The sequence below is a fragment of the Veillonella sp. LMAG:90 genome (assembly GCF_008679445.1).
Lineage (GTDB): Bacteria > Bacillota > Negativicutes > Veillonellales > Veillonellaceae > Veillonella_A.
On sequence record NZ_NAND01000001.1, the window covers coordinates 256,619 to 282,199 of the forward strand.

At 43.2% G+C, this 25,581-nt stretch carries 21 protein-coding genes; 10 read left to right on the top strand and 11 right to left on the bottom strand.

Annotation, left to right across the window (positions count from 1 at the left end; genetic code table 11):
- Positions 1 to 301 precede the first annotated feature (301 nt).
- A complete protein-coding gene (locus tag CCC71_RS01130) occupies positions 302 to 1,591 on the bottom strand; it encodes an adenylosuccinate synthase (protein WP_021842061.1) in 1,290 nt (429 codons plus the stop codon).
- A gap of 577 nt (positions 1,592 to 2,168) precedes the next feature.
- On the opposite strand from CCC71_RS01130, the gene CCC71_RS01135 reads away from it, so the two are divergent.
- Entirely contained in the window at positions 2,169 to 2,693 is a 525-nt protein-coding gene (locus CCC71_RS01135; RefSeq protein ID WP_226974600.1) for a transcription repressor NadR, read from the top strand.
- 151 nt (positions 2,694 to 2,844) lie between these two features.
- Positions 2,845 to 4,167: an MFS transporter gene (locus tag CCC71_RS01140; protein WP_021842059.1), complete on the top strand. Its 1,323-nt coding sequence runs from the start codon at positions 2,845 to 2,847 to the stop codon at positions 4,165 to 4,167.
- 561 nt (positions 4,168 to 4,728) lie between these two features.
- On the opposite strand, the gene purB is transcribed toward CCC71_RS01140, so the two are convergent.
- From purB to CCC71_RS01160, 4 genes are all read right to left on the bottom strand, one after another.
- Positions 4,729 to 6,021 (bottom strand): adenylosuccinate lyase, encoded by a 1,293-nt coding sequence (purB, locus tag CCC71_RS01145; protein WP_021841754.1) that lies wholly within the window; start codon positions 6,019 to 6,021, stop codon positions 4,729 to 4,731.
- A gap of 253 nt (positions 6,022 to 6,274) precedes the next feature.
- Entirely contained in the window at positions 6,275 to 7,198 is a 924-nt protein-coding gene (locus CCC71_RS01150; RefSeq protein WP_021841753.1) for a hypothetical protein, read from the bottom strand.
- A gap of 265 nt (positions 7,199 to 7,463) precedes the next feature.
- The gene (locus tag CCC71_RS01155) at positions 7,464 to 7,676 is read right to left on the bottom strand and encodes a DUF1659 domain-containing protein (RefSeq protein ID WP_021841752.1); all 213 of its coding nucleotides are present in this window, start codon (positions 7,674 to 7,676) and stop codon (positions 7,464 to 7,466) included.
- 124 nt (positions 7,677 to 7,800) lie between these two features.
- Complete coding sequence (locus CCC71_RS01160) at positions 7,801 to 8,043, bottom strand: DUF2922 domain-containing protein (protein ID WP_021841751.1); 243 nt, start codon at positions 8,041 to 8,043, stop codon at positions 7,801 to 7,803.
- Between the two features lie 520 nt (positions 8,044 to 8,563).
- On the opposite strand from CCC71_RS01160, the gene CCC71_RS01165 reads away from it, so the two are divergent.
- The 8 genes from CCC71_RS01165 to aroQ all read left to right on the top strand — a co-directional run bounded on the left by CCC71_RS01165 (position 8,564) and on the right by aroQ (position 18,975).
- The gene (locus CCC71_RS01165) at positions 8,564 to 10,849 is read left to right on the top strand and encodes a ribonucleoside-diphosphate reductase subunit alpha (protein WP_021841750.1); all 2,286 of its coding nucleotides are present in this window, start codon (positions 8,564 to 8,566) and stop codon (positions 10,847 to 10,849) included.
- A gap of 190 nt (positions 10,850 to 11,039) precedes the next feature.
- A complete protein-coding gene (locus CCC71_RS01170; protein ID WP_156704110.1) occupies positions 11,040 to 12,068 on the top strand; it encodes a ribonucleotide-diphosphate reductase subunit beta in 1,029 nt (342 codons plus the stop codon).
- 498 nt (positions 12,069 to 12,566) lie between these two features.
- Positions 12,567 to 13,580 carry a 3-deoxy-7-phosphoheptulonate synthase gene (gene aroF / locus CCC71_RS01175; RefSeq protein WP_021841748.1) on the top strand — a complete coding sequence of 338 codons (1,014 nt, stop codon included), beginning with the start codon at positions 12,567 to 12,569 and terminating at the stop codon, positions 13,578 to 13,580.
- A gap of 39 nt (positions 13,581 to 13,619) precedes the next feature.
- Positions 13,620 to 14,702: a 3-dehydroquinate synthase gene (gene aroB / locus CCC71_RS01180; protein ID WP_021841747.1), complete on the top strand. Its 1,083-nt coding sequence runs from the start codon at positions 13,620 to 13,622 to the stop codon at positions 14,700 to 14,702.
- Entirely contained in the window at positions 14,689 to 16,056 is a 1,368-nt protein-coding gene (gene aroA, locus CCC71_RS01185) for a 3-phosphoshikimate 1-carboxyvinyltransferase (protein ID WP_226974607.1), read from the top strand. The genes aroB and aroA overlap by 14 nt, the downstream gene beginning before the upstream one ends.
- Before the next feature lie 34 nt (positions 16,057 to 16,090).
- Positions 16,091 to 17,185 carry a chorismate synthase gene (gene aroC / locus CCC71_RS01190; RefSeq protein WP_156704112.1) on the top strand — a complete coding sequence of 365 codons (1,095 nt, stop codon included), beginning with the start codon at positions 16,091 to 16,093 and terminating at the stop codon, positions 17,183 to 17,185.
- A 109-nt stretch (positions 17,186 to 17,294) separates the two neighbouring features.
- On the top strand, positions 17,295 to 18,554 hold the full coding sequence (locus tag CCC71_RS01195; protein WP_021841744.1) for a shikimate kinase: 1,260 nt from the start codon (positions 17,295 to 17,297) through the stop codon (positions 18,552 to 18,554).
- On the top strand, positions 18,535 to 18,975 hold the full coding sequence (gene aroQ / locus CCC71_RS01200; protein WP_156704114.1) for a type II 3-dehydroquinate dehydratase: 441 nt from the start codon (positions 18,535 to 18,537) through the stop codon (positions 18,973 to 18,975). The genes CCC71_RS01195 and aroQ overlap by 20 nt, the downstream gene beginning before the upstream one ends.
- 393 nt (positions 18,976 to 19,368) lie before the next feature.
- On the opposite strand, the gene epsC is transcribed toward aroQ, so the two are convergent.
- The 6 genes from epsC to queC form a co-directional block, all read right to left on the bottom strand.
- On the bottom strand, positions 19,369 to 20,004 hold the full coding sequence (epsC, locus tag CCC71_RS01205; protein WP_021840117.1) for a serine O-acetyltransferase EpsC: 636 nt from the start codon (positions 20,002 to 20,004) through the stop codon (positions 19,369 to 19,371).
- A gap of 129 nt (positions 20,005 to 20,133) precedes the next feature.
- A complete protein-coding gene (gene cysK / locus CCC71_RS01210; RefSeq protein ID WP_296332670.1) occupies positions 20,134 to 21,054 on the bottom strand; it encodes a cysteine synthase A in 921 nt (306 codons plus the stop codon).
- Positions 21,055 to 21,242: 188 nt separating this feature from the next.
- Positions 21,243 to 21,707: an IS200/IS605 family transposase gene (gene tnpA / locus CCC71_RS01215; RefSeq protein ID WP_156703932.1), complete on the bottom strand. Its 465-nt coding sequence runs from the start codon at positions 21,705 to 21,707 to the stop codon at positions 21,243 to 21,245.
- Between the two features lie 1,412 nt (positions 21,708 to 23,119).
- On the bottom strand, positions 23,120 to 23,584 hold the full coding sequence (locus tag CCC71_RS01220) for a hypothetical protein (RefSeq protein WP_021840119.1): 465 nt from the start codon (positions 23,582 to 23,584) through the stop codon (positions 23,120 to 23,122).
- Between the two features lie 589 nt (positions 23,585 to 24,173).
- Entirely contained in the window at positions 24,174 to 24,767 is a 594-nt protein-coding gene (locus tag CCC71_RS01225) for an SGNH/GDSL hydrolase family protein (protein WP_021840120.1), read from the bottom strand.
- A 14-nt stretch (positions 24,768 to 24,781) separates the two neighbouring features.
- On the bottom strand, positions 24,782 to 25,471 hold the full coding sequence (gene queC, locus CCC71_RS01230; protein ID WP_226974404.1) for a 7-cyano-7-deazaguanine synthase QueC: 690 nt from the start codon (positions 25,469 to 25,471) through the stop codon (positions 24,782 to 24,784).
- Between the last annotated feature and the right edge of the window lie 110 nt (positions 25,472 to 25,581).

Genomic DNA, 25,581 nt, shown 5'->3' on the forward strand with positions numbered 1-25,581 from the left:
TTTTACTTGTTTACAACTTACCAAACTATATTTCTCTTACAGAGTGTGTTAATTTCTCACATTATCTTTTATTTTACCATAATTTCTGTCTTTTTAACACAAAGTTATTACCAAAACGCATAGTTTATAAAAAGTTTATAAATTGTAAAATCCGGTTTAGCAAAGGGTGAAAAAGAAACCTAATTATAAGCTATATCTCAGCAATACTGCGAAAAAAGCCACCGAGTCAACGAATTAACTCAGTGGCTAAATTACTTACTGTTTCATTTTGCTATCATGCAAAAAAACTATACGAGAACTCTTAGGCTCCGAATACATCTTCCAACACGATAGTCTGTTTACGGTTAGGGCCTACGGATACGATACCGAGACGAACGCCGGTTACTTCCGAAATGCGTTCTACATAACGACGAGCCGCTTCAGGCAACTCATCATAATGACGAATACCGCTAATATCTGTCTGCCAACCAGGTAACGTTTCATATACCGGTTCGCATTGTTCCAATACCTGTAAATCTGCCGGGAATCCTTTAACCGGTTCGCCGTTCAAAGTATAACCTACACAGATTTTAATTTCAGGCAATTTGTCCAAAATATCAAGACGGGTAATTGCCAAATAATCAAGGCTGTTAAGGTCGGCTGCATATTTAACTACAGCCAAGTCTAACCAACCGCAACGACGAGGACGACCGGTTACGGTACCGAACTCATGACCGGTTTCACGGAGTAAATCACCGATTTCATTCAATTGTTCGGATGGGAATGGACCGGCGCCTACACGAGTAGCGTACGCTTTAACTACGCCTACGATATTTTTCAAATAATTAGGACCTACACCGGCGCCTACAGAAGCACCACCGGAAATAGGATGAGAGCTCGTAACGAATGGATAAGTACCATGATCGAGGTCAAGCATGGTTGCCTGAGCGCCTTCGAACAACACTTTTTTACCATCTTTGATGTAAGATACTACATTGTAATTTGTATCTTGTACATATTGGCGTAAACGATCGGCATATTCTAAGTAATCTTTTAAAATTTCATAGTAATCTACCGGTTCGGCGCCATATACTTCGCGCAAAATTTTATTTTTAATCTTAACATTATATTGTAATTTTTCTTTGAAAACTTCTTCGTTCATCAAATCGCAGATGCGAATGCCGATACGATTTACTTTATCTGCATAGCAAGGGCCGATACCGTTCTTGGTCGTACCGATGGATAAAGCGCCTTTAGAGGCTTCTTCCGCTTCATCCAAGCGATTATGATATGGCAAAATTACATGAGCACGATTGGAAATCTGCAATGTTTTAGCACTTTTGCCTTGGCTTTCCAAGTTTTCAATTTCACCTAAAAGAACTTTAGGGTCGATAACTGTACCGGTGCCTACCACATTGATTTTATTGTCATATAAAATCCCACTAGGCAATAAACGAAGCGCAAATGCTACGTCATCAACTACTACGGTATGTCCTGCATTGTTGCCGCCTTGACTGCGAACAACCACGTCCGCCTGTTCTGCTAAATAATCTACGATCTTGCCTTTTCCTTCATCGCCCCATTGGGTTCCGATAACCATACTAGTTGCCATAATATTCAAACCTCCATTTGTATCACATAGTGTCAGTTGTGGTATGGCCTGCTCTAAAATTTGAATTATAAAAGTCTAATTCTAAAACTAAAAAATAGAGACATTATCATACAATTTATTATAACATACCTTTGAAAAGTGTGCATCAAGTAAAACGGCGGAGGTATGGGAAACGGAGAGGCTCCTCGGCTAAGGCTTGGTTTTGCTTCGCAAAAAGACCCTCATCCGAGGACCTCTCCGTTTTCTCCCAAAGACCTCTCGTCGTGTTTATGATGCTAAGAGGGTGGCTTGGAGGAAGACCCTTTTACCGCAACACCTCGCCGCTTCGTTCTTAACCGCTCATACAACAGCAGATCTCTCGGCCATCGCTTAAAGCCTCTCATCGTGTTTATGATGCCGGGGAGGAGGTTTTTTTATGGCACTATAGTGCATGAATCTATAAAATGAGCTAAAATAATAGAAAATAGCAGTAAGTATTTGAATGTTATTCTATAAATTAGCAAAGGCTGTGGCCGTGCACTACCACAGCCTTATATTTCAATTCCCTATGTATTCTCATAGCAAGGTGATCCAACCCATGAAGAAAAAGGAAAAACGACGCCAAGAGCTCATAACTATATTAAATAAAAGTATGACACCGCTGACGGGTGATGAATTAGCTCAGAGTTACGGGGTTACACGACAGGTAATCGTGAACGACATGGCCGCTCTCCGTGCCGCCGGTTATCCGATTCGTTCCACCGTAAAAGGATACGAAATCAGCAAAGGGCCAACGCAGGGCGTTTTACGCACCATAACCTGCCGTCATAAGCCGGAGGATGTAGTGACGGAATTACACACAATTGTCGCCATGGGTGGCCTGGTTCACAATGTATCTGTCAACCACGACGTGTACGGGACGCTCACTGCCCCCTTGTTAATCAAAACAGACGACGATATTGAGGCCTTTTTAAACAAACAGAAAGATTCTACCAGCGGTTTGCTCTCCCGATTAAACAACGGTCTCCACACCCATCTGATTGAAGCACCCACGCCCGACATAATGGATCACATCATCAAAGCATTACAGGATTTACACATAATAGTAGCATCGGACGCATAACTGTCCGGTGTTTTTTCATATAATCATCTTGCTTACTTTTTTCAAAAAAAGCCCTTGCTATCTGAAAGTTATTGCTGTATAGTTAAAAAGTATACACATTGCTCAACTGTATACTTTTTATTTTTAGGTATTAGAAACAGGGGATGACTCGATGATTATTAATGAATTGAACACGATGAAACCTAATCGCTTTCATTACAAACTTTTACTCATTGCCGGCATCGGCTGGGCTTTTGACGCCATGGATACGGGCATTATTTCCTTCATCATGCCGTTATTAACCAAAGAATGGCATCTCACGGGCACAGAAATCGGTATGCTCGGCAGTGTAGGTCTCTTGGGCATGGCCATCGGCGCCGTATTGGCCGGTGCTTTAGCGGATCATATAGGTCGTAAAAAAATCATTACTTGGACCATGTTACTGTACGGTATTGCCACGGCCCTGTCAGCCATGGCGCCTAACTACGAGTTTTTGCTCGTCTGTCGTTTATTGGTAGGCCTTGGCCTCGGTGGTGAACTCCCTGTAGTAGCCACCTTGATTACCGAATATTCACCGCAAGATTCCCGCGGCCGTTTCATCGTCATGCTGGAAAGCTTCTGGGCTATCGGTTGGCTTTTAGCGGCCCTCATCGCCTATCTCATCATTCCGATTTACGGTTGGCGTATCGGCCTTGCCATCGGGGCCTTACCGGCCCTCTATACCGGGGTCATTCGCTCCCACATGCCGGAATCCTTACGTTATCTGATTAAACAGCAAAAACTTGACCAACTGAACGCAACCATCGCTCAAGTAGAGGCAGCTACCAAGGTTCCTCTCACGCGTTGCACCAAAGACGATTTAACTATGTTAACCGCCAACGACTCTCGACCTACCCTTGGCACTCTTTGGAACAAACAATATGCCTTGCGTACCTGCATGTTATGGATTACCTGGTTTGGCATTGTTTTCAGCTACTACGGCATTTTCATGTGGCTCCCTTCGTTAATCTATCAACAAGGTTTTACCATTATAAAATCATTCGAATACCTCTTAATCATGACCATAGCACAATTCCCGGGCTACATTTCAGCAGCCTATTTAGTTGATAAAATCGGACGTCGCTATACCTTATCGCTCTATTTATTATGTAGCGGCATCAGCAGCTATTTCTTTGGTCATGCCACCTCGGAAGCCATGTTATTGACCTCCGGTATTTGCATGTCATTCTTCAACTTAGGTGCCTGGGGTGTTATTTACACTTACACACCGGAATTATATCCTACCGAAATCCGTGGCCTCGGCTCCGGTTGGGCCGCCGGCATCGGTCGTATCGGTGGCATCATCGCCCCGTTTTTAGTCGGTTTCCTCCTCTCCCATGAAATGCATATGGACGCTATTTTTTACCTCTTTGCCTCTGTCTTCGTCATCATTGCACTCGTAGTGTTGAGTTTTGGTAAAGAAAGTAAAAAACAAGCATTAGAAGGAATTAAGTAAAACGGCGGAGGAATGAAGAAGTCCTGAGAAGCTCCTCAACTGAATAAAAATAGAAGTGGCGAGGTATCACGTCCAAAGGCTTGAAGGAAGACCCTTTTACCGCGATACCACCTCGCCACTTTTTTCTATCATCTCATATCAGCCGCGGATCTCTCAGGGCTTCGCTCAGCACCTCGCACCGTTCACTATGACGGAGAGAAGAGAAATGAAACAGCGCAAGGTTATATAGAAAAACCCGAGAAGTCCTTATCTAAGGGGCTTTTCTACTTGCAAACCCAATCTCCCCCTCCCCCTTTAATAAAACAGCGCGAGGTTATATGGAAAAACCCCGAGAAGTCCTTATCTAAAGGTCTTTTCTGCTTGCAGAAACCACTCTCTCCCTCTCCCCCATAATAAAACAGCGCGACGCTCTAGGGAAAAAAGGACCCCTACCCCTAATGAAACAGCGCGAGGTTATATGGAAAAACCCCGAGAAGTCCTTATCTAAGGGTCTTTTCTGCTTGCAGAAACCAAGCCTTAGATGAGGAGCTTCTCGGGGTTTATATATCTCGCGCTATTTTATTATAATCCGAATCTTGCCATAATCGTATCCACATGTCTCAACATGCGATGTGGGTCGAAGAGGTGATCGATTTCTTCATCGGTAAGATATTTTTTAATATCCGCATCACCTTTAAGGCCGGCTTTGAAGTCTTTGCCTTCCAACCAACGAGCCATAGCATGACGTTGTACCCAACGGTAAGCTTCGTCACGAACAGCACCTTTATCTACAAGGGCTGTTAAGATTTGCTGGCTGAAGATCAAGCCGCCGGTTAATTCCAAGTTTTTCATCATGTTTTCCGGATATACCAACAATTTGTCGATAACTTTAATAGCCAAGGACAGCATATAGTCAACAGTAATCGTGCTATCCGGTAAAATTACACGTTCAACAGAGCTATGGGAAATATCGCGTTCATGCCATAAAGCCACGTCTTCCAAAGCAGCCTGCGCATTGCCGCGTACCACACGAGCTAAGCCGCAGATACGTTCACAAGTAATTGGGTTACGTTTGTGAGGCATAGCGGAGGAGCCTTTTTGTTTAGGGCTGAAGTATTCTTCCGCTTCACGCACTTCCGTACGTTGTAAGTGACGGATTTCAAGAGCAATTTTATCCAAAGTGCTGGCGATGATGGCCAAGGTGCTGCAAAGTTCAGCATGACGGTCACGTTGAATAACCTGAGTGGCAATTTTTACCGGTTCCAAACCGAGTTTTTCACACACATATTTTTCAATGAACGGATCGTTAACGGAGTAAGTACCAACGGCGCCGGACATTTTACCAACGGCTACATTTTTCTTTGCATGTTCCAAACGTTCAATATCACGTTCAATTTCAGCCATCCAGAGGCAAAGTTTCAAACCGAAAGTGGTAGGTTCACCATGAATACCATGGGTACGACCAACCATTGGGGTGTATTTAAATTCAGCGGCACGACGGCGAAGTACATCGCGGAATTGATGTAAATCTTCCAAAATGATGTCACAAGCCTGTTTCATCATAGCACCGAGTGCTGTGTCTTTTACGTCCGTAGATGTAAGGCCGAGGTGAATGTATTTAGCTTCTTCGCCAACGTATTCACCGACAGCGGTTACGAAAGAAATAATATCGTGGTTCGTTTCTTTTTCAATTTCATGAATTCGTTCTACATCAAAGTTCGCTTTTTCACGGATAACCTTAGCCGCTTCTTTAGGGATAATTCCCAATTCTGCCTGTGCTTCACAAGCTAAGATTTCCACTTCCAACATCTGGTCAAATTCGTTGCGTTCGCTCCAAATATGGCCCATTTTTTCTCTTGTATACCGTTGAATCATGTGTCTTTAACCTCCATCGAAATGACTGAATATTACTCTTTCATTTTAACATAGTAAAAAATAAGGGTCAATAAACTTTACCGAACGTTAATGTGTATTTCACGCAAAACATTCGGATTTATATCTGCTAATATATAATACTTCTCATCAGCATCTTGTCACTGACTAAACACTAACCTGCTGCGGAACAACCACTACTTAACCGGGCCTCACTACTACTCATCAATAGCAACTTCCCAACTAATCACAGCCACTACTGCTGTTTGTAAAAATAAACAATCTCCGTACCCGCTTTATTCACGGCCGCACCGGTTACATATGCATGATTAAATGTCGTCCCTACGCTAAAAATATAGTAGGTGTATGAATCATCCAAATTCACCATATTGTAATTATACGAATAATAGCCTAACAGTTGCTGCTGAGCTTTTTTATTCGTGTCATTATCGAATAACTGATCCGTTACATAATTTCCGCTATTTACTGATGTTACGTCGATAATATCACTCCAGAAATCACGCCACGGTCCAAGATTCTTTAGCTCAGGCGTTGTCACGATTTTATAACCAGGTAATAATTCGCGCAAACTGTCGGCAAATTGCATGTCTGAATTAGGCTCCATTTTTACATAAACCGAACGGCTATCTGTTAAATTAGTCTGCATAATCGCTAACTTAAGCGCTTCCCCGATATACGGTGCCATTTCGGAAGCTGTACCGATGAAACTAACCTGCGCTTCCCCACCGGCTTTTATAAATTGTGGAATATAAAACACGGATACATTGTTGGCAAAGGACGGAACCTGTTTTGGGAAGCCGTCAAAATTCGGCACCAAATCATATTTTGATGCATCTGTCATAGGGAAAGCTACCCGTAAGGCTTGTTCTTTATACAAGGAATTACTTTCATTCGTGAGCACCGTCTTAGCACCCGATGCCGGCATAAAAGCTTCTAACACCTGTTTTGGTATGCCTCGGTTCACGTAAGGCGACCCCGCCTTAACAGCTTCCTGAGTCGCATAATTAACAATGGCTGCCAAATCTTTGTCGCTCCCTGTAAGCGCCGTGGTGCCATTATCTGTAGCGGCACTATTACCGGCGCCCAATACAGTGCCGGACACCATGGCCAAACCGGCCAAAACAAGGAATGCTTTCTTTTTCATATTAAACATTGTCATATATCATGCCTCCATATGAAACTAAAAATATAAGACATAAGAACTCTTTTATATATTTTTATTATAACTTAAATACAATACAACTGCCTATACTAAAGAGCACTCTATTTCAATTTTTTTCAATATAAAAAAACGGTGCAACCTGTTTTATACAGATTACACCGTTTCATTTATATGATTTCCGTAAAATCACACAGATTATTTAACTAACATCTCCCGGACTTTGTAGCGCCGCTACTTGTCCGGCCGTCCCAGACCCAAATCCTTAAGCCTGAGGCGTCATGGTCGTAGTTTCTACGCGAACCACATCTTTGTACGGATAGGCACAAAGTTCGGCCATGGCTTGGCCCACTTCTTCAAAATCCGCATTACCAAGTTCCGGATTAACATTACCAATGCTTACGGATTTTACTTTATTATCGCCTAAATCTAAACGAATCTGAATTTTTACTACTTCTTTTACTGTTGCGTCTGCCATAATTAGCCTCCTATATATTTATACTAGTAATATTTAATACTTTAACCTCATATCCCGCTACCCTAATCTGTCTAACCTTACTAGATTACCGAGCAGCTGAGACATATCGTTTGGTGACCGCCGATTAGTCAACCAATTGGGCACTGGTATTTTCTACCATAAAAGCGCCCTTATAGCCGGTTAAAATTTTACCTTTGGCGCTGGTCATAAAACGTTTGGCAATCAACAAATTTGCCACTGTTTCGGCTGCAGTGCGACTTACATCCGCTTTAGGTACACTGATGCGCACCGTAGTTTCTTTTAATTCATCATCCAAAAATACGAGTTGTAATTCTTTTTTCAAAACATTCATAGTTCCTGTAGCCATAGTTGCCTCCTAAAATTAAATTCGTCCGAAGCCCCATGTATGTATGCCAGAAAATCATACATCAAACAGAGCCCTTCATTTTGTCCATATTACTGAAAAGTACATGTACTATTGAGTTTCTCATCATTCTCATTGACCGTTTGCAAACGTCATAAGCAAGTCATCATTTCTTGTGAACCCGCTTACACCCCTATACATTCTCACAACGTTAAAATGTCAAGTCATTAAATTCCACCAACCGAAATTTTCATTCATCATATGCAAAAAATTCAATACAGATTGACATTTCCCTCTTTCTTTTCACCGTCGGAAAATAGTATAATGAGGTGTATCTTGTATATGATAACTAATATCGTATACAAGATATTGATTTATAATACAACTCATCGATAGTACCAAATAGATGTATTTAGAGGGTATGAGTGTATCAACGGCTTACGTAAATACAGTGAAGTCACTGTTTGCGAGCCATATTTTTATGTGTAAATGTAGTACTTTGTAACGGGAAGGAACCTTATTCATGGCTATTATGATTAAAAAACGAGACGGCCATTACGAACCGCTCTCGGTAGAAAAAACTAAAAAGATGATTGCCTTCGCATGCTTGGGGCTTGAAAGCTGCGATCCTATCGAACTCGAAATGGACTCCAAATTACAGTTCGTTGACGGCATGAGCACCAAAGAAATTCAGAAAATTTTGGTGCAGACTGCAATCGAAAAAGTTATCCAAAAAGTAGACGACGGTTACGGCAACATGGTTAACCGCATGAACCAGGACTGGCAGTTTGTGGCAGCCCGCCTGTTCCTTTTCGACTTATATAAAGAAGCGGCCATCCAACGCAAATATAAAGCGTTCGGCTACGGCAACTTCCCTGCATTAGTAAAAAAATTAGTGGAATCTAAGCGCTATGCGGACTTCTTCCTCACCCAATACACCGAAGAAGAATTGGAAGAATTAGGGGATTACATCAAACCTAAACGCGACTATCTCTTCAACTATGAAGGCATTAAATTGTTGGCTGATCGTTACCTCGTAAAAGGTTACGACAAAGAAGTGTATGAATTGCCGCAAGAACGTTTCATGGCGATTGCTATGCACCTTGCCCTCATCGAAGGGGATCGCAAAGTAGAATTTGCCAAAAAATTCTACGACTTAATGAGCGAATTAAAAATGACCACCGCTACGCCAACCTTGGCCAATGCGGGTACGCCGTTCCATCAGCTCAGCAGCTGCTTTATCTCCGGCGTTGACGATAACCTTTGGTCTATTTACGACGTAAACAGCAAATTCTCCCGCGTATCCAAACACGGCGGTGCCCTCGGTATTTACATGGGTAAAGTGCGTGCCTTGAACAGTGATATTCGCGGTTACAAAAACTCCTCCGGCGGCGTTATCCCTTGGGTTCGTCTTTACAATGATACAGCCGTAGCCGTAGATCAGCTCGGCAAACGTAAAGGCGGCGCTACCGTAACGCTTGATATTTGGCATAAAGACTTCTACGAATTCGTAGAACTTCGTACCAACAACGGCGACGATCGTCGTAAAGCACACGATATTTTCCCTGCCATTGCCATTCCGGACATCTTCATGGAACGTTTATTGGCTCGTGAAAACTTCAGCCTCTTCGATCCACATGAAGTACAACAAGTGATGGGCTTCAACTTGGAAGATTTTTACGATGAAGACGAAAACAATAAAGCCTTCACCGAACATTATCTCCTTTGTGAAAACAATCCGGATCTCCACCCAATCCAGGTCAGCGCTTTGGATATGATGAAAAAAATCATGCGCAGTGCCGTAGAAACCGGTACGCCGTTCATCTTCTTCCGCGACACAGCGAATCGCGCCAACCCGAATAAACATGCGGGCATGATTTATGCCTCCAACTTGTGCCACGAAATCGCGCAAAACGTTGGTTTCACCAACCTCAGCGAAGAAGTGATTAATCCGGACGGCAGCATCACAACTAAAACGGTTACGGGCGACATGGTAACATGTAACCTTAACTCCATTAACCTCGGTCGAATTACGGACGAAGAATTGGAAGCAAATGTAGCCCTTCAAATTCGCATGCTCGATAATGTTATTTCCATCAACCAGTTCCCGGTACCGGAAGCTAAGATGACCAGCGAAAAATACCGTGCCATCGGCCTCGGTACGAGCGGTTACCACCACTACTTGGTGCGTCATCAGATTCAGTGGGAATCGGAAGAACACATCGAAACAGCGGACAAATTATTTGAAAACATTGCCTACTACGCAATTAAAGCATCCATGGAATTGGCTAAAGAAAAAGGTGCCTACCCTGCTTTCAAAGGTTCCGAATGGGAAACCGGTGCTTACTTCGAGCGCCGCGGTTATACATCCGAACGTTGGCAACAATTGCGCAAAGATGTAGCTAAATACGGTATGCGCAACGGTTATCTCATGGCGATTGCCCCAACCGGCAGTACCTCCAATATCGCTAACACCACAGCCGGCATCGACCCTATTTTCAAAAAATTCTTCATCGAAGAAAAGAAAGGCAGCTTCACGCCGAAAACGGCCCCTGATCTCGATAACTCCACCTTCTGGCTCTACAAAGAAGCTCACACGATTGACCAACAATGGAGTATTCGTGCCTGTGCTGCCCGCCAACGTCACATCGACCAGGCTCAATCTTTCAACTTGTACATTACACCGCAAGTTAAGGCCAAAGAAATCCTTAACCTCTACATTGAAGCGTACAAACAGGGTGTTAAAACGATTTACTACATCCGCAATCAGTCCCTCGAAATGGACGAATGCACCAGCTGTTCTTCCTGATTTAAACTAAAACAATAAGCGGTTTAGTGACCGGCAGTCATACGAACAACATAAAGCCTCAATTAATCGATGTTTTACAACGGTTCAACAGTAACATATGACTGCCGGTTAGCCGTAAATTTCATATGTTTAACCGCTTTAATATGCTATACTAAAGACAACAACTTATATAGAAAGGGTGAATGTCATTATGGATAAAAAATTAATTTTTAACGAACATGGCGAGCGCGGCACGGAAAGCATGATTGGTGGCAATACGACCAACTTGCGCGAATGGAACCGCATCAAATATGACTGGGCAACGCAGATGTACCGTACCATGCTCAACAACTTCTGGATTCCGGAAGAAATTTCGCTGAACGAAGATATCAAACAATTCCCGTTCTTGACCGACAGCGAACGCCGTGCGTTTGACAAAATTATTTCCTTCCTCAATTTCCTTGATTCGATTCAAAGTGAAAATTTACCCAACTTAAGCCGCTATATTACGGCTGCCGAAGTAGCATCGTTGCTTAACATTCAGGCATTCCAAGAAGAAATTCACGCCCAAAGTTACTCCTATATTTTGGACACCGTAACGAATCCGATTACCCGTGACCGTATTTATGACGAATGGCGTACAGATGAACACCTCTTGGCACGTAACCGTTTCATCGCCGACATTTACCAACGTTTCAGCGATGATCCGTCGGAACATAATTTAATTCGCACCATTATGGCGAACTACATCTTGGAAGGCATTTATTTCTACTCCGGTTTCAGCTTCTTCTACACCTTGGCACGCCAGGGCAAGATGACAGCAACCAGTACGATCTTTAAATACATCAACCGCGATGAAGTAACTCACCTCGTTTTATTCCAAAACATCATTCGTGAGCTTCGCATCGAACGTCCTGAATTATTTACGCCTGAATTGGAAGCGGAACTTACGGACATGCTCCGTCAAGGTACGGAAAACGAAATCGCTTGGGGCCAATACATTACGGATGACAAAATCCTCGGTATTAACAATGTATTGATTGAACGCTATATCAAATACTTGGCTAATATTCGTTTAGAAGCCATCGGCCTCAAACATCTCTATCCGGACATCAAAGAAAATCCGATGGCTTGGATTGAAAGTTTCTCCAACCTCAATAGCACTAAAACGGACTTCTTTGAAGCAAAAGTTACGAATTATACCAAAGCAGCCGCATTCGACTTCGATGATTTGGAGTAATACAGCGCTACCAACCAAACCAGGAAGGCCGGCACATCGCCGGCTTTTCTTTTTTTAGCCAAGCCGTATCATTACAATAAGCTCAGCAATAAGTCGCATAATCAACTAAATAATTAGTTTACCTGAAGTTTACGAATGTTTTGCAAAAAAAGACTTGCCAGAATAGAAACTTAGGTTTATAATGTTGGCAATCACTTTAAGAGAGGAGCCAATATTATGAATACCGCTATCAGCACTATGAACAGCCAATACTTCTATTTTTGGTTCTTTATCCAGGCAACGGGTAAAGGACTATTTGGGCTACGCTGATTTCGGTATCATTGTCAGGCTTAGTATAGTTAAGGAGCTACCCGTAGTGCACGCGGGTAGCTCCTTTTTTACTATCACTTAAAAGTAATTATTGAAAGCAACGAAGGTTGTACAAGCAGTAAAGGATTTGAATTTATGAACGAAACCTGTTTTCAAATATTCATAAGTGACGAAAGAGGAGAGATTACTATGATTATTACATTGAAGGAAAATGCTACACCGGAGAAAGTTCAAGAGTTGCGCCAAAAATTAGAGGCCCAAGGGATTACGTTACATCCAAGCCAAGGCGACAACTACTCATTAATCGGTCTCATCGGCGATACCTCACTCGTAGACAAACGCCAAATTGAATCGTTAGACTTTGTTGAAAAAGTAACACGCATTCAAGAACCGTTCAAAAAAGCTAATCGCAAATTTCATCCGGAAGACACCATCGTAGACGTAAGTGGCGTAAAAATTGGGGGCGGCCACTTCGCTATTATGGCCGGTCCTTGCTCTGTAGAAACACCGGAACAAGTGTTGGCAACGGCAAGAGCGGTCAAAGAAGCGGGCGCTACTATTCTTCGTGGCGGTGCGTTCAAACCGCGTACTTCGCCATACTCTTTCCAAGGTATGGGCCCTGAAGGCTTGCATTTATTGGAACTGGCCAAAAAAGAAACGGGGCTGCCTATCGTATCGGAAGTCATGGATCCATCCCAATTGCAATACTTCGATAATGTAGACATGCTTCAAATCGGCGCCCGCAATATGCAAAACTTCACCTTACTTAAAGAGGTCGGCAAATTAAAGAAACCGGTTCTCTTAAAACGCGGCTTATCCGCGACTTATGAAGAATGGTTGATGGCTGCGGAATACATCATGAGCGAAGGCAATACACAAATCGTACTTTGCGAACGAGGCATTCGAACTTTCGAAACGAAAACCCGTAATACCCTTGATGTAACGGCGATTCCAATGATTCATGAGCTCAGTCATTTACCGATTATTATGGACCCGAGCCACGCTGCCGGCATGAGCCGCATGGTTCGACCTTTATCCCTCGCTTCCACCGGCGGCGGTGCGGATGGTCTCATGATTGAAGTTCATATTGATCCGGCCAAAGCGCTTTGCGACGGTCCGCAAGCTTTACGTCCCGATCAATTTGCTTCCCTCACCAAAGATGTATTCGCTATGCGCGAAATTGTTACCGGTCAAAAAGCTTAATTAAGACCCGTTAATTGATACCCAGTAAAAGGAGTTACCATGGAACGTATTCATATAGAAGCCTCCACTGCCTACGATGTCATCATTGAAGATGGGGTTTTACAACATATAATAGAATATATTAAGCCCCTTAAGGGCCCCTGCCCGACCATGCTCGTCAGTGATGACCAAGTAGCTCCGCATTATGCAGCGCTTGTCAAAAAGCAACTCACCGCAGCGGGCTATACGGTATATGAATACGTATTCCCTCATGGTGAAACAGAAAAAAATGCTGCCCGACTATTGGATTTAGTGGAATTTATGGCGGCCAAAGCGCTGACCCGTAAGGATTTACTTATCGCCTTAGGAGGCGGTGTAGTCGGTGATATGGCGGGTTTTGCGGCGGCCACCTATTTACGGGGCATCGACTATATCCAGATGCCTACATCCCTATTGGCTGCAGTTGATTCATCTGTTGGCGGTAAAACGGCCGTTAATTTAAAAGCCGGCAAAAATCTGTGGGGCGCTTTTAAACAGCCGATTTTAGTACTCTGTGACCCAACTGCACTCAGCACTTTGGCGGCCGATGAATTCAGTAACGGCTGCGGTGAAGTCATTAAATACGGCATGCTCGGTTATCCCGATTTACTGGCTGATTTAATGACCAATCCTTTACGTCAAGATGACCTTCCCCATATTGAAGCGATTATCGCCCTATGCGTGAAAGCCAAAGCGAAAATTGTCAGCGCCGATGAAAGAGAATCGGGCGTCAGAGCTTTGCTCAACTTTGGCCACACGTTTGGTCACGGCATCGAGCTTTGCAGTGAATTTTCCGTAAAACACGGTATGGCCGTCAGTATCGGCATGGCCCTCATGATGCGTGCCGCTTTTAAAAACGGACACATCAGTGAAACCGAATTAAATAACTTTTTAAATCTACTGGCCGCTCATAATTTGCCGACTAACACGACTATCAGTATTGACGAACTCTTAGAGGCCGCTTTACATGACAAAAAAAGTCACGGCCAAACTATTACCATTATCTATCCGACTCGTTGGGGGCAGTGCGAACTTCGCACCATACCACACAGCGAATTAGCCCATTACGCCATAAAGGAGGTAAAACACCATGGTGCCAACTAATCCATCTGAATTTGAAGCAACCAAAACTGCGACTGTCCATTCTGAATCCGTTACCGTAACCGGAGCCATTCCAACCGGTACCATTGCGGCCATTCCGGCCAAGGCCCACGCTCATCGAGCCTTGATTGCCGCTGCTTTGGCGGACAGCCCGTCCAGTTTACTCATTGCGCACTATTCAGAAGATATTGACGCCACTATTGCCTCTTTGCGTGGCTTAGGTGCTACTATTGAGAAAACAGAGAGCGGGGTTACTGTCACACCCATCCCCGAAAACCAAAAACACGGCACCATTGATGCTCACGAATCAGGAACTACCTTGCGCTTGCTCTTATCGGTAGGTTCCGCCATTTGTGATACCACCGATGTAACCGCAGCCGGTCGTTTACCGGATCGCCCGTTGGAGCCTTTAAAAAGCCAATTGGAAGCTCATGGCATCAACTTTTCGGCGGCCAAGCCGCCATTTACCATTAGCGGTCATTTAACAGGTGGGCTTTTTGAAATGGTAGGCAATGTGAGCAGTCAATTTTTTTCCGGCCTCTTATTGGCCTCACCAAAACTGGATGAAGATACTTTAATAAACAGCACAACACCGTTACAATCCCGCGATTATGTGACGTTGACGCGTCATGTCATGGCGGATTTTGGCGTTACCGCCTATACCTCCGATGATGGCAACAGTTTTACCGTTCCCAAAGGGCAACATTACCGCGGCCTCGAAAATTATCCCATCGAAGGGGACTGGTCAAACAGTGCCATTTGGCTCGTAGCCGCCGCCATCACCGGCCAACCGCTTACCATCACTAATTTGCAACCCGATTCGACGCAGGCGGATCGGCGCATCTTAGATATTGTTGACTGCGCCGGCACCACCGTGGAATGGCAAACAGAAGACGGTACCGTTGTTGAAGATGATGAATTGGACAAAATTAAAGTGCCGTTACGCCTTCATTGTGAAGGTCGTGCCATTGACCCTATAACGGTTGATTTAGAACAATGTCCTGACTTATTACCTGTTTTAGCGGCCTTAGCCTGCAGTATCGAAGGGGAAAGCTGGTTTATCAACGGTGAACGCTTGCGTCTTAAAGAATCAGACCGCTTATTAGCCGTTCGTGATTTGGTGAGAACTTTAGGCGGCACCGCTCACATTGAAGGAGATAATCTCTACATTAACGGTACCGGAAGTCTTACCGGCGGCACCGTTACTTCCCACAATGACCATCGTCTCGTTATGGCTGCTACACTCATGGCACTATACAGCGATGATCCGATTACGATTACCGACAGTCAGGCCATCAATAAATCCTATCCGCTATTCTTCAGCCATTGGAATCAATTAGGCGGTCACGCCAAATAATTTACTATCTAACCTTTCAAAACAGGAGACGCTTATGAGTTCAAGTTTTGGCAAAAATCTTACTATTTCTGTATTCGGAGCCTCCCACGGCAAGGCTATCGGCGCCGTAGTCGATGGTCTGCCATGCGGTGTAACCGTCGATGAAGCGGCCTTGGCCCGCTTTATGAAGCGCCGTGCCCCGGGGCAAAGTTTAATTACCACCCAACGTAAAGAAGCAGATCAACCCGTATTTCTAAGCGGCCTCGTAGAGGGCCAACTCAGTGGTTCACCACTTGCCTTTTATATTGAAAACACGAATCAGCATTCTAAGGACTATAATAATTTACGTGATATACCGCGCCCATCCCATGCTGACTATACGGCACGCATGCGCTATGGTGAAAAAGTGGACATGCGCGGCGGCGGTCATTTCTCCGGTCGCCTTACGGCCCCACTCTGTTGTGCCGGTGGCATTGCCTTGCAAATTCTTAAACAAAAAGGCATTGAAATAGGTGCCCATTTAAAACAGATTGGCTCGGTACAAGATACCACTATGAGCTTCACCGAACCGGATATGGCGGCCCTTCAAAAAGTAAGCCACGAAACCGTAGCCATGGTATCCTCTCAGGCACGCCTTAAAGCAATTACCTATATTGATGAATTGCGTCAGGAAGGGGATTCTACCGGCGGCATTATAGAGCTGTTTGCTACGGGTCTGCCGGCGGGCCTTGGGAATCCGAATTTTGACGGCATTGAAAATCGCCTTAGCCGTGCCCTTTTTGGTATTCCCGGCGTTAAAGGCGTTGCTTTCGGCAGCGGTTTTGACGGTTGCCTCGACCGCGGTTCCAATCAGAACGACCCGTTCCGTTTAGAAAACGGCAAAGTTCGCACCTTAAATAATAATAGCGGCGGCATCCAAGGCGGTATTACCAACGGCATGCCGCTCGTTCTCAAAGTGGGCATGAAGCCGACTGCCTCTATTGCCAAAGTACAGCCAAGCTTCAGTTATGAAGCAGCTGCCAATACGGATTTACAGATTAAAGGTCGTCATGATCCTTGCATCGCCGTTCGTGCCGTACCGGTTGTTGAAGCTGTCACCGCCTTAGTCCTATTAGATTTTCTCTTAGATAACACTATTAAACTTGATTGATAAGAGCCTAAAATTTAATTACGGGCAAACTACTATTTTCCTAATTTTCGACTAACTATTATAGTCGGTACCGAAATACACATTTCCAATGAACGGAAAGGATATTATTATGAATCATACATCTACGCTGACCCCTTTCGGCCTCTTGGGCAAAACCTTGGGGCACAGCTATTCGCCACAAATTCATAAGGCTCTCGGCAATCCCGACTATGTACTGTACGAACGAGCTTCTCACGAATTAACCGACTTCTTAAGTCAATCCGAACTGAAGGGCTTAAACGTTACCATTCCTTATAAAAAAGACGTCATGAGCGCCTGCCAAACTTTATCTGACGCGGCCAAACATATCGGGGCCGTCAACACCATGGTCCGTCAAGCCGACGGCAGCTGGTACGGTCACAACACGGACTATGACGGTTTTATATATATGCTGGAGCGAGCCGGTATTACTGTTAAAGATAAAAATGTAGTTGTTTTGGGAGACGGCGCTACAGCCCATACGATTCATGTGGCTCTAACCGATTTGGGAGCCAAAGAGATTAGCCACCTTTCCCGTAAAACAGCGCCTTTTTATAGTGACGCCAAAAGCTACGGGGCCGATGCCGATGTACTCATCAATGCCACGCCGGTCGGTACTTTTCCGAATTGCCCGGATAGCTTAATTTCATTGGATGATTTTCCTAAACTCAAAGGCGTAGCCGATGTGATTTATAATCCTTATCGCACGGCCCTTCTTATAGAAGCGGAGCAACGCGGCATTCCTTATACCGATGGTCTCCCCATGCTTGTAGGACAGGCGGTAGCAGCAGCTAAGCTGTTCATGCAAAAAGAGTTTCCACCGGAAGCAACGGAAGCTATCATTCGTCAAATGCGTCATGCTCAGGAAAATATTATTCTCATCGGCATGCCCGGTGTAGGCAAAACAACTATCGCCACTGCGCTCGCGGAACGCTTACAGCGACCGCTCATCGACTGTGATGATGTATTTGAAGAACGGTACTGTCACCCCGGCGAATATATTAAAACCTATGGGGAAGCCCAATTTCGTAAAAAAGAAACGGCCCTCTTGGCCGAACTTTGCAAAACCACCGGAGCCATTATTGCCACCGGCGGCGGCGTTGTAACTCAACCGGTTAATTATCCTATTTTGCGCCAAAACGGCCGCATCTATTGGCTTCGCCGCCCCCTTGAGAAATTAGCCGTTGACGGTCGTCCACTTTCACAGGGGGGGCTGGAGCGCTTAGAATCTTTATATACTGTAAGAGAACCGCTGTACGAAGCCTTTTCACAATGTAGTTTTGACATAAACGATCCGGATACCGGAGCTGCTCAGATTGAGGAGGAATATCATGCACATTTTAATTCTTAACGGCCCCAATATTAATCTGTTAGGTTTAAGAGAGCCGGATATTTACGGCTCTGAAACGTATGAACAGCTCGTCCAAATGATTCGCCAACATGCTCATGAGCGTCATATCGCGGTTAGTTTTTATCAGAGTAATCACGAAGGCAGCTTGGTAGACCGAATTCAGGCGGCCCATAATGACGCCGAAGCCATCATTATCAATCCGGCCGCTTATACGCATACATCAATAGCTATTCTTGACGCCTTAAAAGCGATTGGCCTCCCTACGGTGGAAGTGCACATCTCCAATCCCGATGAACGGGAAAGCTTCCGTCATTTCTCCTATGTAAGCGAATATGCTGAAAAAACCATCAAAGGCCATGGTCTTAAAGGCTATATCGAAGCCATGGATTATCTTATTGATACGTATGGCGATAAGGAATAAAGCGCCTTTTACGGCCTGATAAAAATTCAATAATTACAAAAAAGAGGTTTGAAGATGAGCCATGGTGCTCAACTTCAAACCTCTTTTCCGGTATATAAACTTTTGTGGTAAGTTTGTTTAGTAAGTTTTAAGTATGATAATTCGTTTAGTACTCGCTTTAGTACTTGTTGCCATAGGATAAGTTGTTAGTGTAAAACTCGATTTCTTCCCTTCTTTGTCAACTCCCCAAACCCAGCCCCCGCTGCAGTTTGGGGAATAATTTCAACCAAATCAAAGCCTGACGGTCAAGCTGTTTCATTTAAAACGAGATTGTCACATCCACATATATTTTTACAATAATAATGCCTACGTTATATACGGCCGATATCTGTATATAACGTAAAATATATTGTTTTAAATGAACCAAGCCATGTCGTCGGTCATATTCTTTGGTGTGAAGGCTACTTTATGCCGTGGCATATGTTTGCGTGAATGGCTGTCCACCAAATGAATCGTCGAACGAATCTTGCGAACAACGATGTTTTCAGGTTCCGTTTCATAGATGACCACATTCTCAGGCACATCACGTTTGATAACCAGATTACAGCCTATCCGGCTACCGCTGCCTACCATAATGTCGCCCAGTACTTTAGTACCGGCACCGATAAGCACGTCGTCACCGACCGTTGGATGGCGTTTCACGCGTCTTGAGCTCATGCCGCCCAATGTTACGCCGTGGAACAAGGTTACATTATCGCCAACAATGGCAGTTTCACCAATTACGACACCCATGCCGTGATCAATGAATAAACCTTTACCGATTTGTGCGCCCGGATGGATTTCAATCCCCGTCGCATTACGCGAATGCAGTGCCACGCGTCTGGCCAATAATTTGTAACCATGTTTATACAAACGATGGGCAAAGAAATGCCAGAACAAAGCTGTTATATGCGGATAGGTCCACAATACCATCAATACTGATGTGGCAGCCGGATCTGAATCCATAACGCGCTTAATATTATAGCGAATCGCTTGCCAAAGTTCTTTCATACATCCTCCCGGCCGGTATTCCCCCAACCCCTAAATATCTATGGCCATATAGCTGGCCGTTCATCTCTCTTCAAGCTAAACCTAAGTCAACTTATGGTCGTTCCCCCGAACGATTATATCGTCAGATGCTTAGGCTTTTACATATTCAACATCATCAAATTCAAGCATGGATAAGTATTTTTCAACTCCGTCCGGAGCAATAGCTACTACAGGCACGCCAGGGTTTTTAGCGGCTAAATCTTTAGCTGCTTTAATAGCTGCGCCGGCAGAAATACCGATGCTGATACCACTTTCGCGCATGAAAGTCTGTACTTGAGCGATAGCATCATCATCAGTTACGGTTACAACTTCATCCATAAGGGATTGGTCGAAGTTTTCAGGAATGAAACCGGCACCGATACCTTGGATTTTATGAGCGCCACCTTTACCTTCGGAAATCATTGGGGAACCTGCCGGTTCAACCGCAACAGCTTTCACATTAGCATTATGTTCTTTCAATTTACGAGCCACACCGGTGAAAGTACCGCCTGTACCTACGCCGGCAACAACGATGCCCACATTAGGAACTTGTTCAATAATTTCAGTAGCTGTTGTTTCGTAATGAATGCCAGGGTTAGCAGGGTTTACGAACTGTCCCAAAGTTACAGCACTTGGGTTAGCATCAAGAATTTCCTGAGCTTTAGCCAAAGCACCTTTCATGCCGGTTGCTTTTGGAGTCAAAATTAACTGAGCACCATAAGCTTTTACCAATTCACGACGTTCTTTACTCATGCTTTCAGGCATCAAGATTACAACTTTAATACCTAAAACAGCACCGAGCATAGCAAGGGCGATACCGGTATTACCGGACGTTGCTTCTACCAAGATAGTGTCAGGTTTAATTAAACCTTTCTGCTGAGCGTCGCGTAACATACCATAAACAGCACGGTCTTTAACACTGCCGCCGGCATTGTATTTTTCCAATTTAACAAAAACGTTAGAATCTCCAATTTGGTATACAGGTGTGTTACCAATCATTTTTAGTGTATCATTTACTGGTTTCATACTCATAATATTCATCGTTCCTTTCTCATAGAGTCTCTCAGCTCTAATAATCATAACCACCCGTAGAACGGGTGGTTTGCTCTGACCCTATAAGGGTCTTTCTCTAGTGGTTGCCCTCTAAAGAGGGCTTTGAGTAATCTGACAACCACTCTATTACCACTGGCTGCCCCCTACTCGGGGGCTTTTATTTTTGCCTACTTTACCTGCTCACCCGTGAACGGGTCCATATATTCTTTAAAATTTAACGTATCTTGAGCTATATCTTCTTGTAATTGATTGCGAATATACTCCTTTATCGCTCCTTCGTATCTGCCTACCGTATCCACATAATATCCTCTACACCAAAAATGTCGATTCCCATACTTATATTTTAAATTAGCATGTTTATCGAATATCATGAGGCTACTTTTACTCTTTAAATACCCCATAAAACTTGATACACTTAAATGTGGAGGTATAGTAACGAGCATATGTATATGATCGGGGCAGCACTCCGCCTCTATAATCTCCACATTCTTTCTTGTACATAAATCTCTTAATATTTTCCCTATATCAACTTTTATTCGCCCATATATAACTTGTCGTCTATACTTAGGTGCAAAGACAATATGGTATTTACATCTCCATTTACTATGTGATAAGCTTTTTACGTCATTCATTGACATTGAACCTCCTAAGTTGAAATGTTGTGGTTGCCAGACCAACTTCATTGTATCATTAGGAGGTTCTTTCCTTTTCTATAAGAATTTTTTACCGACCCCCAGTTTAACTGGGGGTTTTGTCATGCCTATTCGGCGTACAAAAAAAGCCCTTGGTCACATTTGTGACCAAGGGCGATATATCGCGGTTCCACCTTGTTTCATTTGACTGTGCGCACAATCAAACCTTTGCTGTACTATTAAACACATATTCTCCGGAGCATTTCACTCCTATCTGTTTAATTCTATACAGATTCGCTATAACGGGCGACCCCCGAATAAGACTCCCCTATATCGCTATAGCTTTGCCTTAATAACTCCGAGATGCACTTCCATACACTTCATAAGACCCGCTCTCACCGTCCGGGCTCGCTGCACATACAATAGTATATGTACTTTTCTCTTCCTCGTCCTGATTTCTATTCAAATCATAAACCTACTATAACACTATGAATTAATACTGTCAACAGCGAAATTAAACTTTTTGATTTTCATCAATTTATTATTGACGAATCTTTGACTCTCTGTTGCATGTACTTTATTTTACTACAACTGTACATTTTTTGCCAGTCCTATTGTATTTTATTATTCATTTTACGCTGATTTCGAACAATTTCATCAAACTTCTTTCAATTTTTGCAATTATTATCAATGCATTACCAAAATAAGCTGCAAAGAAAAAAACTGTCAAAGAAAAAACAGCCTATTTTCATAGACTGCTTTCTGTTATACATATATAAATTTTTGCTCGGTATAACCTAATCTAATGGGTATCCGCGTCCCTAATCGCAATCCCGATAAGACACGAGGCCTGCAATTACCGGTCATAGACTTAGCTACTGTCCATCACTCTTCACAGGTCTCAGTCTTACCTGTACTGTCATCTATGCAGTATATTCGAATCTATACTGTCTGTCCAACTCCTCGAAATAACCTATACCTTTAATCTATCCCTGCCGGTTCGACAGAAAGCTGACAGCCTTGAATACTAGGTATATTATAACAAACCTTTTGAATATAAGGAATATTTAAAATGAATTTTCGACATAAATATCCGTATCGATTATGCATAATTATCGTCAAAAAAACCGGCTATATAACTTAAAGTCATTTTCTAATTGACTTTAATGTAAAAAAATACCTTCCCGCTGTACTTGCGGGAAGGCATTTGCATATATGATTATATGCCGGTAAAAATTAAGTATTCATTTTACTGTGTTAAGTGTGTGTTTAATGTGTGTGTTATTTATGTTGTGTTATTTGTGTGTTGTGTTGTTTTGTATTGTGTGTATTTAAGTGTTGTGTTTGTGTTTAGGTATTTATGGAGTATTACCTATTAATGAGGGAGTTGGTTCTTCAGGGAAAAAACGTGCTTATGCGTTAAGAAGTACCCCGATTTGAACAGCTGTACCGGAATTTTGAGGAACCGGTTTCTTGTCATCTTTAGGTGGCAACGGTTTTTTATCTTCCGGTTTTACCGGTGGTTTTTCAGCGCCCGGTTTGCGATTATTGTAGTCGTTAGCCAAAGCTACTTTGCGTTTTTCCTTGGTTTCCGGTGTTACTTTGCTTGCTGCTTTATCTTTTTTAACAGTTTCTTTTTCAGGGGCTTTAGGTGCTACCTGAGGATTCTGCTGATTCTGATCTTTTTTATCGTTTTGGTTAATCTGTTTGTTGTCTTTATTAGGCTGATTTTGTTTGTTCTGCTCTTCTTGCTGCCATACAGCCGGTTTATTGTTGTTAATGTCTTGTAAGCTCTGAGCACTTACCAAAGTGCCGAAAGAGTTAGCCCAAAGAGTAACCGCCGCGACAGGTACCATTAATACATATTTGCGTTTCATAACTATACCTCCTAGTACAAAATTATACAATTTTCTTACTGTCTCATAAATGCTCGCGCATCACTTGAACAGCGCCATATACAAATCTAATCTGTTAACTTACGTTTAACATATGTACATCTTACCTAGATTTTATGAGGTATATATGAAAATTTCGATGAGCTTTCCGTAAAGTTTTTCATGATTGTTCATCTATCGTTCATCTATATTTTTATTCCAAAAGCAAGTATAATTATTCCTATTTATAAACAGAAAAATGCCGTTGCCCTTAGGGAGGAGGCAACGGCAAGTTGTTCGTACATATTTGTACTCACGATTAGGTATAGGTATTTATAGGTTTAACAAGTGGACTCACTCGCAATAACTTCCGGGATAAAGAAGTTAGTTGAGCTGTAGCGCTCGATTCTGAATAATCGTTAACTACTGTTCCCTTGTTATGAGCCTATTATAGCATGTAAATCTAATAATTTCAATATCTAAAATTTATTTTTTTTCGATTTAATTTATTTTTCTCTATATATCCGTCAAAAAACCGCATAAATACTGGGTTTGTATGTTAGCTAATAATTTATTTTTATCTGTAAAGTGACTACAAGCCGGCCTTCAATACATCACGAGCCGTTTCATACATGTAATGATACCCCAACTCATTGGGATGCACATCACCGGCATAAAGAATTTCACCGCGATAATCCGCTTCGGCGATGGTTTTATAGAAGTCTATATACAACAAGCCTTGTTCCTTACAGTAGGCTTTCAAACGCTCATTATAATCAACGAGTACCGCATCATCGCCATCGGGATCACAGTCAATCTGCGGCGCTAAACCAACAACCACATCACAGCCGATTTTTTGAATATGATGAATCGAGCGCATCATTGAAAAATAGCAATCTTCCGCCGTGCGCCCATGCAAAATATCATTAGTCCCACCCATGATAAACACCGCATCATAGGACGAATCATGGAGAGCGCGCTCCAAATTATTATAAATAGCCTGCAAGGTGGCACCATCAACGCCGGCATTAACCATAGTAATTTTTGCACTTTCATTAGTTGCCGTGCTTTTTTCAAAATATGCTTTCAATAATTCAACCCAGCCCTTGCCGTAGGGCACATCGTAACCGCGCGTCAAACTGTCACCGATAAATAACACCTTTTGCCAACTCTTTGTATTTGCCATGCCCTTACCGCCTCCTATTTCATCAATGGATCCGTGGTGCCGTTCAATTCAAAAGCCTTAATGCGATCGATGCAGGTACCGCAAGTGCCGCAAGGCTTGTCGCCACCTTCATAGCAACTCCAGGTAAATTCATACGGCACCTTAAGATCCAAGCCAACCTTAACGAGTTGAGCCTTATTTTTAGTAGCAAACGGAGCCTCTACTTGGACTTTATCGTAGGTACCTAAGGCAATAGCTTTGGTCATAGCATCAACGAAGGCCTCACTACAATCGGCATAGGCATTACCCGCCGCATCATCGGCATGGGCGCCCAAATAAAGCTGCACCGTATCATCAGGGAAAAGGCTCATGCCGAGACTGGCTACGGCGGATAACATCAAACCGTTGCGGAACGGCACATACGTGCTGACCATGCCTTCGCCTTGTTCTTCAATCTGTTCCGCATAACTCTTATGAATAATCTCATCGGTGGAATTTTGCAATAAGGATGAATTCGAGTATTTTAAAATCTGCGATAAATCCAATTCATAATGAGGTACTTCATAATAGGCTGCAATCTTGCGGGCACATTGCAGTTCTTTATCGTGTTTTTGCCCGTAAAAAATGGATACAGCCGCCACATTTTCCTTGCCAAGGCGATCAATGGCTAAAGCCAAACAGGTGGTGGAGTCTACGCCGCCACTGGATAATACAATTGCTTTCATAGTGTCTCCTTTACCAAATAGTATGTAATAACAATAAATCTATTGAATAATTTATACTACTTAAATACTTTATACTTCTCAAATACTTTATATCAAAAATTTCATAATCA

Bases quoted from the DNA above. Each gene is read 5' to 3' on its own strand.
- aroQ (WP_156704114.1), top strand. From the start codon at position 18,535: ATGCACATTTTAATTCTTAACGGCCCCAATATTAATCTGTTAGGTTTA.
- queC (WP_226974404.1), bottom strand. From the start codon at position 25,471: ATGAAAGCAATTGTATTATCCAGTGGCGGCGTAGACTCCACCACCTGT.
- tnpA (WP_156703932.1), bottom strand. From the start codon at position 21,707: ATGAATGACGTAAAAAGCTTATCACATAGTAAATGGAGATGTAAATAC.
- CCC71_RS01225 (WP_021840120.1), bottom strand. From the start codon at position 24,767: ATGGCAAATACAAAGAGTTGGCAAAAGGTGTTATTTATCGGTGACAGT.
- aroC (WP_156704112.1), top strand. From the start codon at position 16,091: ATGAGTTCAAGTTTTGGCAAAAATCTTACTATTTCTGTATTCGGAGCC.
- CCC71_RS01170 (WP_156704110.1), top strand. From the start codon at position 11,040: ATGGATAAAAAATTAATTTTTAACGAACATGGCGAGCGCGGCACGGAA.
- CCC71_RS01195 (WP_021841744.1), top strand. From the start codon at position 17,295: ATGAATCATACATCTACGCTGACCCCTTTCGGCCTCTTGGGCAAAACC.
- purB (WP_021841754.1), bottom strand. From the start codon at position 6,021: ATGATTCAACGGTATACAAGAGAAAAAATGGGCCATATTTGGAGCGAA.
- CCC71_RS01150 (WP_021841753.1), bottom strand. From the start codon at position 7,198: ATGACAATGTTTAATATGAAAAAGAAAGCATTCCTTGTTTTGGCCGGT.
- CCC71_RS01140 (WP_021842059.1), top strand. From the start codon at position 2,845: ATGATTATTAATGAATTGAACACGATGAAACCTAATCGCTTTCATTAC.
- CCC71_RS01130 (WP_021842061.1), bottom strand. From the start codon at position 1,591: ATGGCAACTAGTATGGTTATCGGAACCCAATGGGGCGATGAAGGAAAA.
- aroF (WP_021841748.1), top strand. From the start codon at position 12,567: ATGATTATTACATTGAAGGAAAATGCTACACCGGAGAAAGTTCAAGAG.
- CCC71_RS01160 (WP_021841751.1), bottom strand. From the start codon at position 8,043: ATGGCTACAGGAACTATGAATGTTTTGAAAAAAGAATTACAACTCGTA.
- CCC71_RS01220 (WP_021840119.1), bottom strand. From the start codon at position 23,584: ATGAAACGCAAATATGTATTAATGGTACCTGTCGCGGCGGTTACTCTT.
- aroB (WP_021841747.1), top strand. From the start codon at position 13,620: ATGGAACGTATTCATATAGAAGCCTCCACTGCCTACGATGTCATCATT.
- cysK (WP_296332670.1), bottom strand. From the start codon at position 21,054: ATGAGTATGAAACCAGTAAATGATACACTAAAAATGATTGGTAACACA.
- CCC71_RS01155 (WP_021841752.1), bottom strand. From the start codon at position 7,676: ATGGCAGACGCAACAGTAAAAGAAGTAGTAAAAATTCAGATTCGTTTA.
- epsC (WP_021840117.1), bottom strand. From the start codon at position 20,004: ATGAAAGAACTTTGGCAAGCGATTCGCTATAATATTAAGCGCGTTATG.
- CCC71_RS01165 (WP_021841750.1), top strand. From the start codon at position 8,564: ATGGCTATTATGATTAAAAAACGAGACGGCCATTACGAACCGCTCTCG.
- CCC71_RS01135 (WP_226974600.1), top strand. From the start codon at position 2,169: ATGAAGAAAAAGGAAAAACGACGCCAAGAGCTCATAACTATATTAAAT.
- aroA (WP_226974607.1), top strand. From the start codon at position 14,689: ATGGTGCCAACTAATCCATCTGAATTTGAAGCAACCAAAACTGCGACT.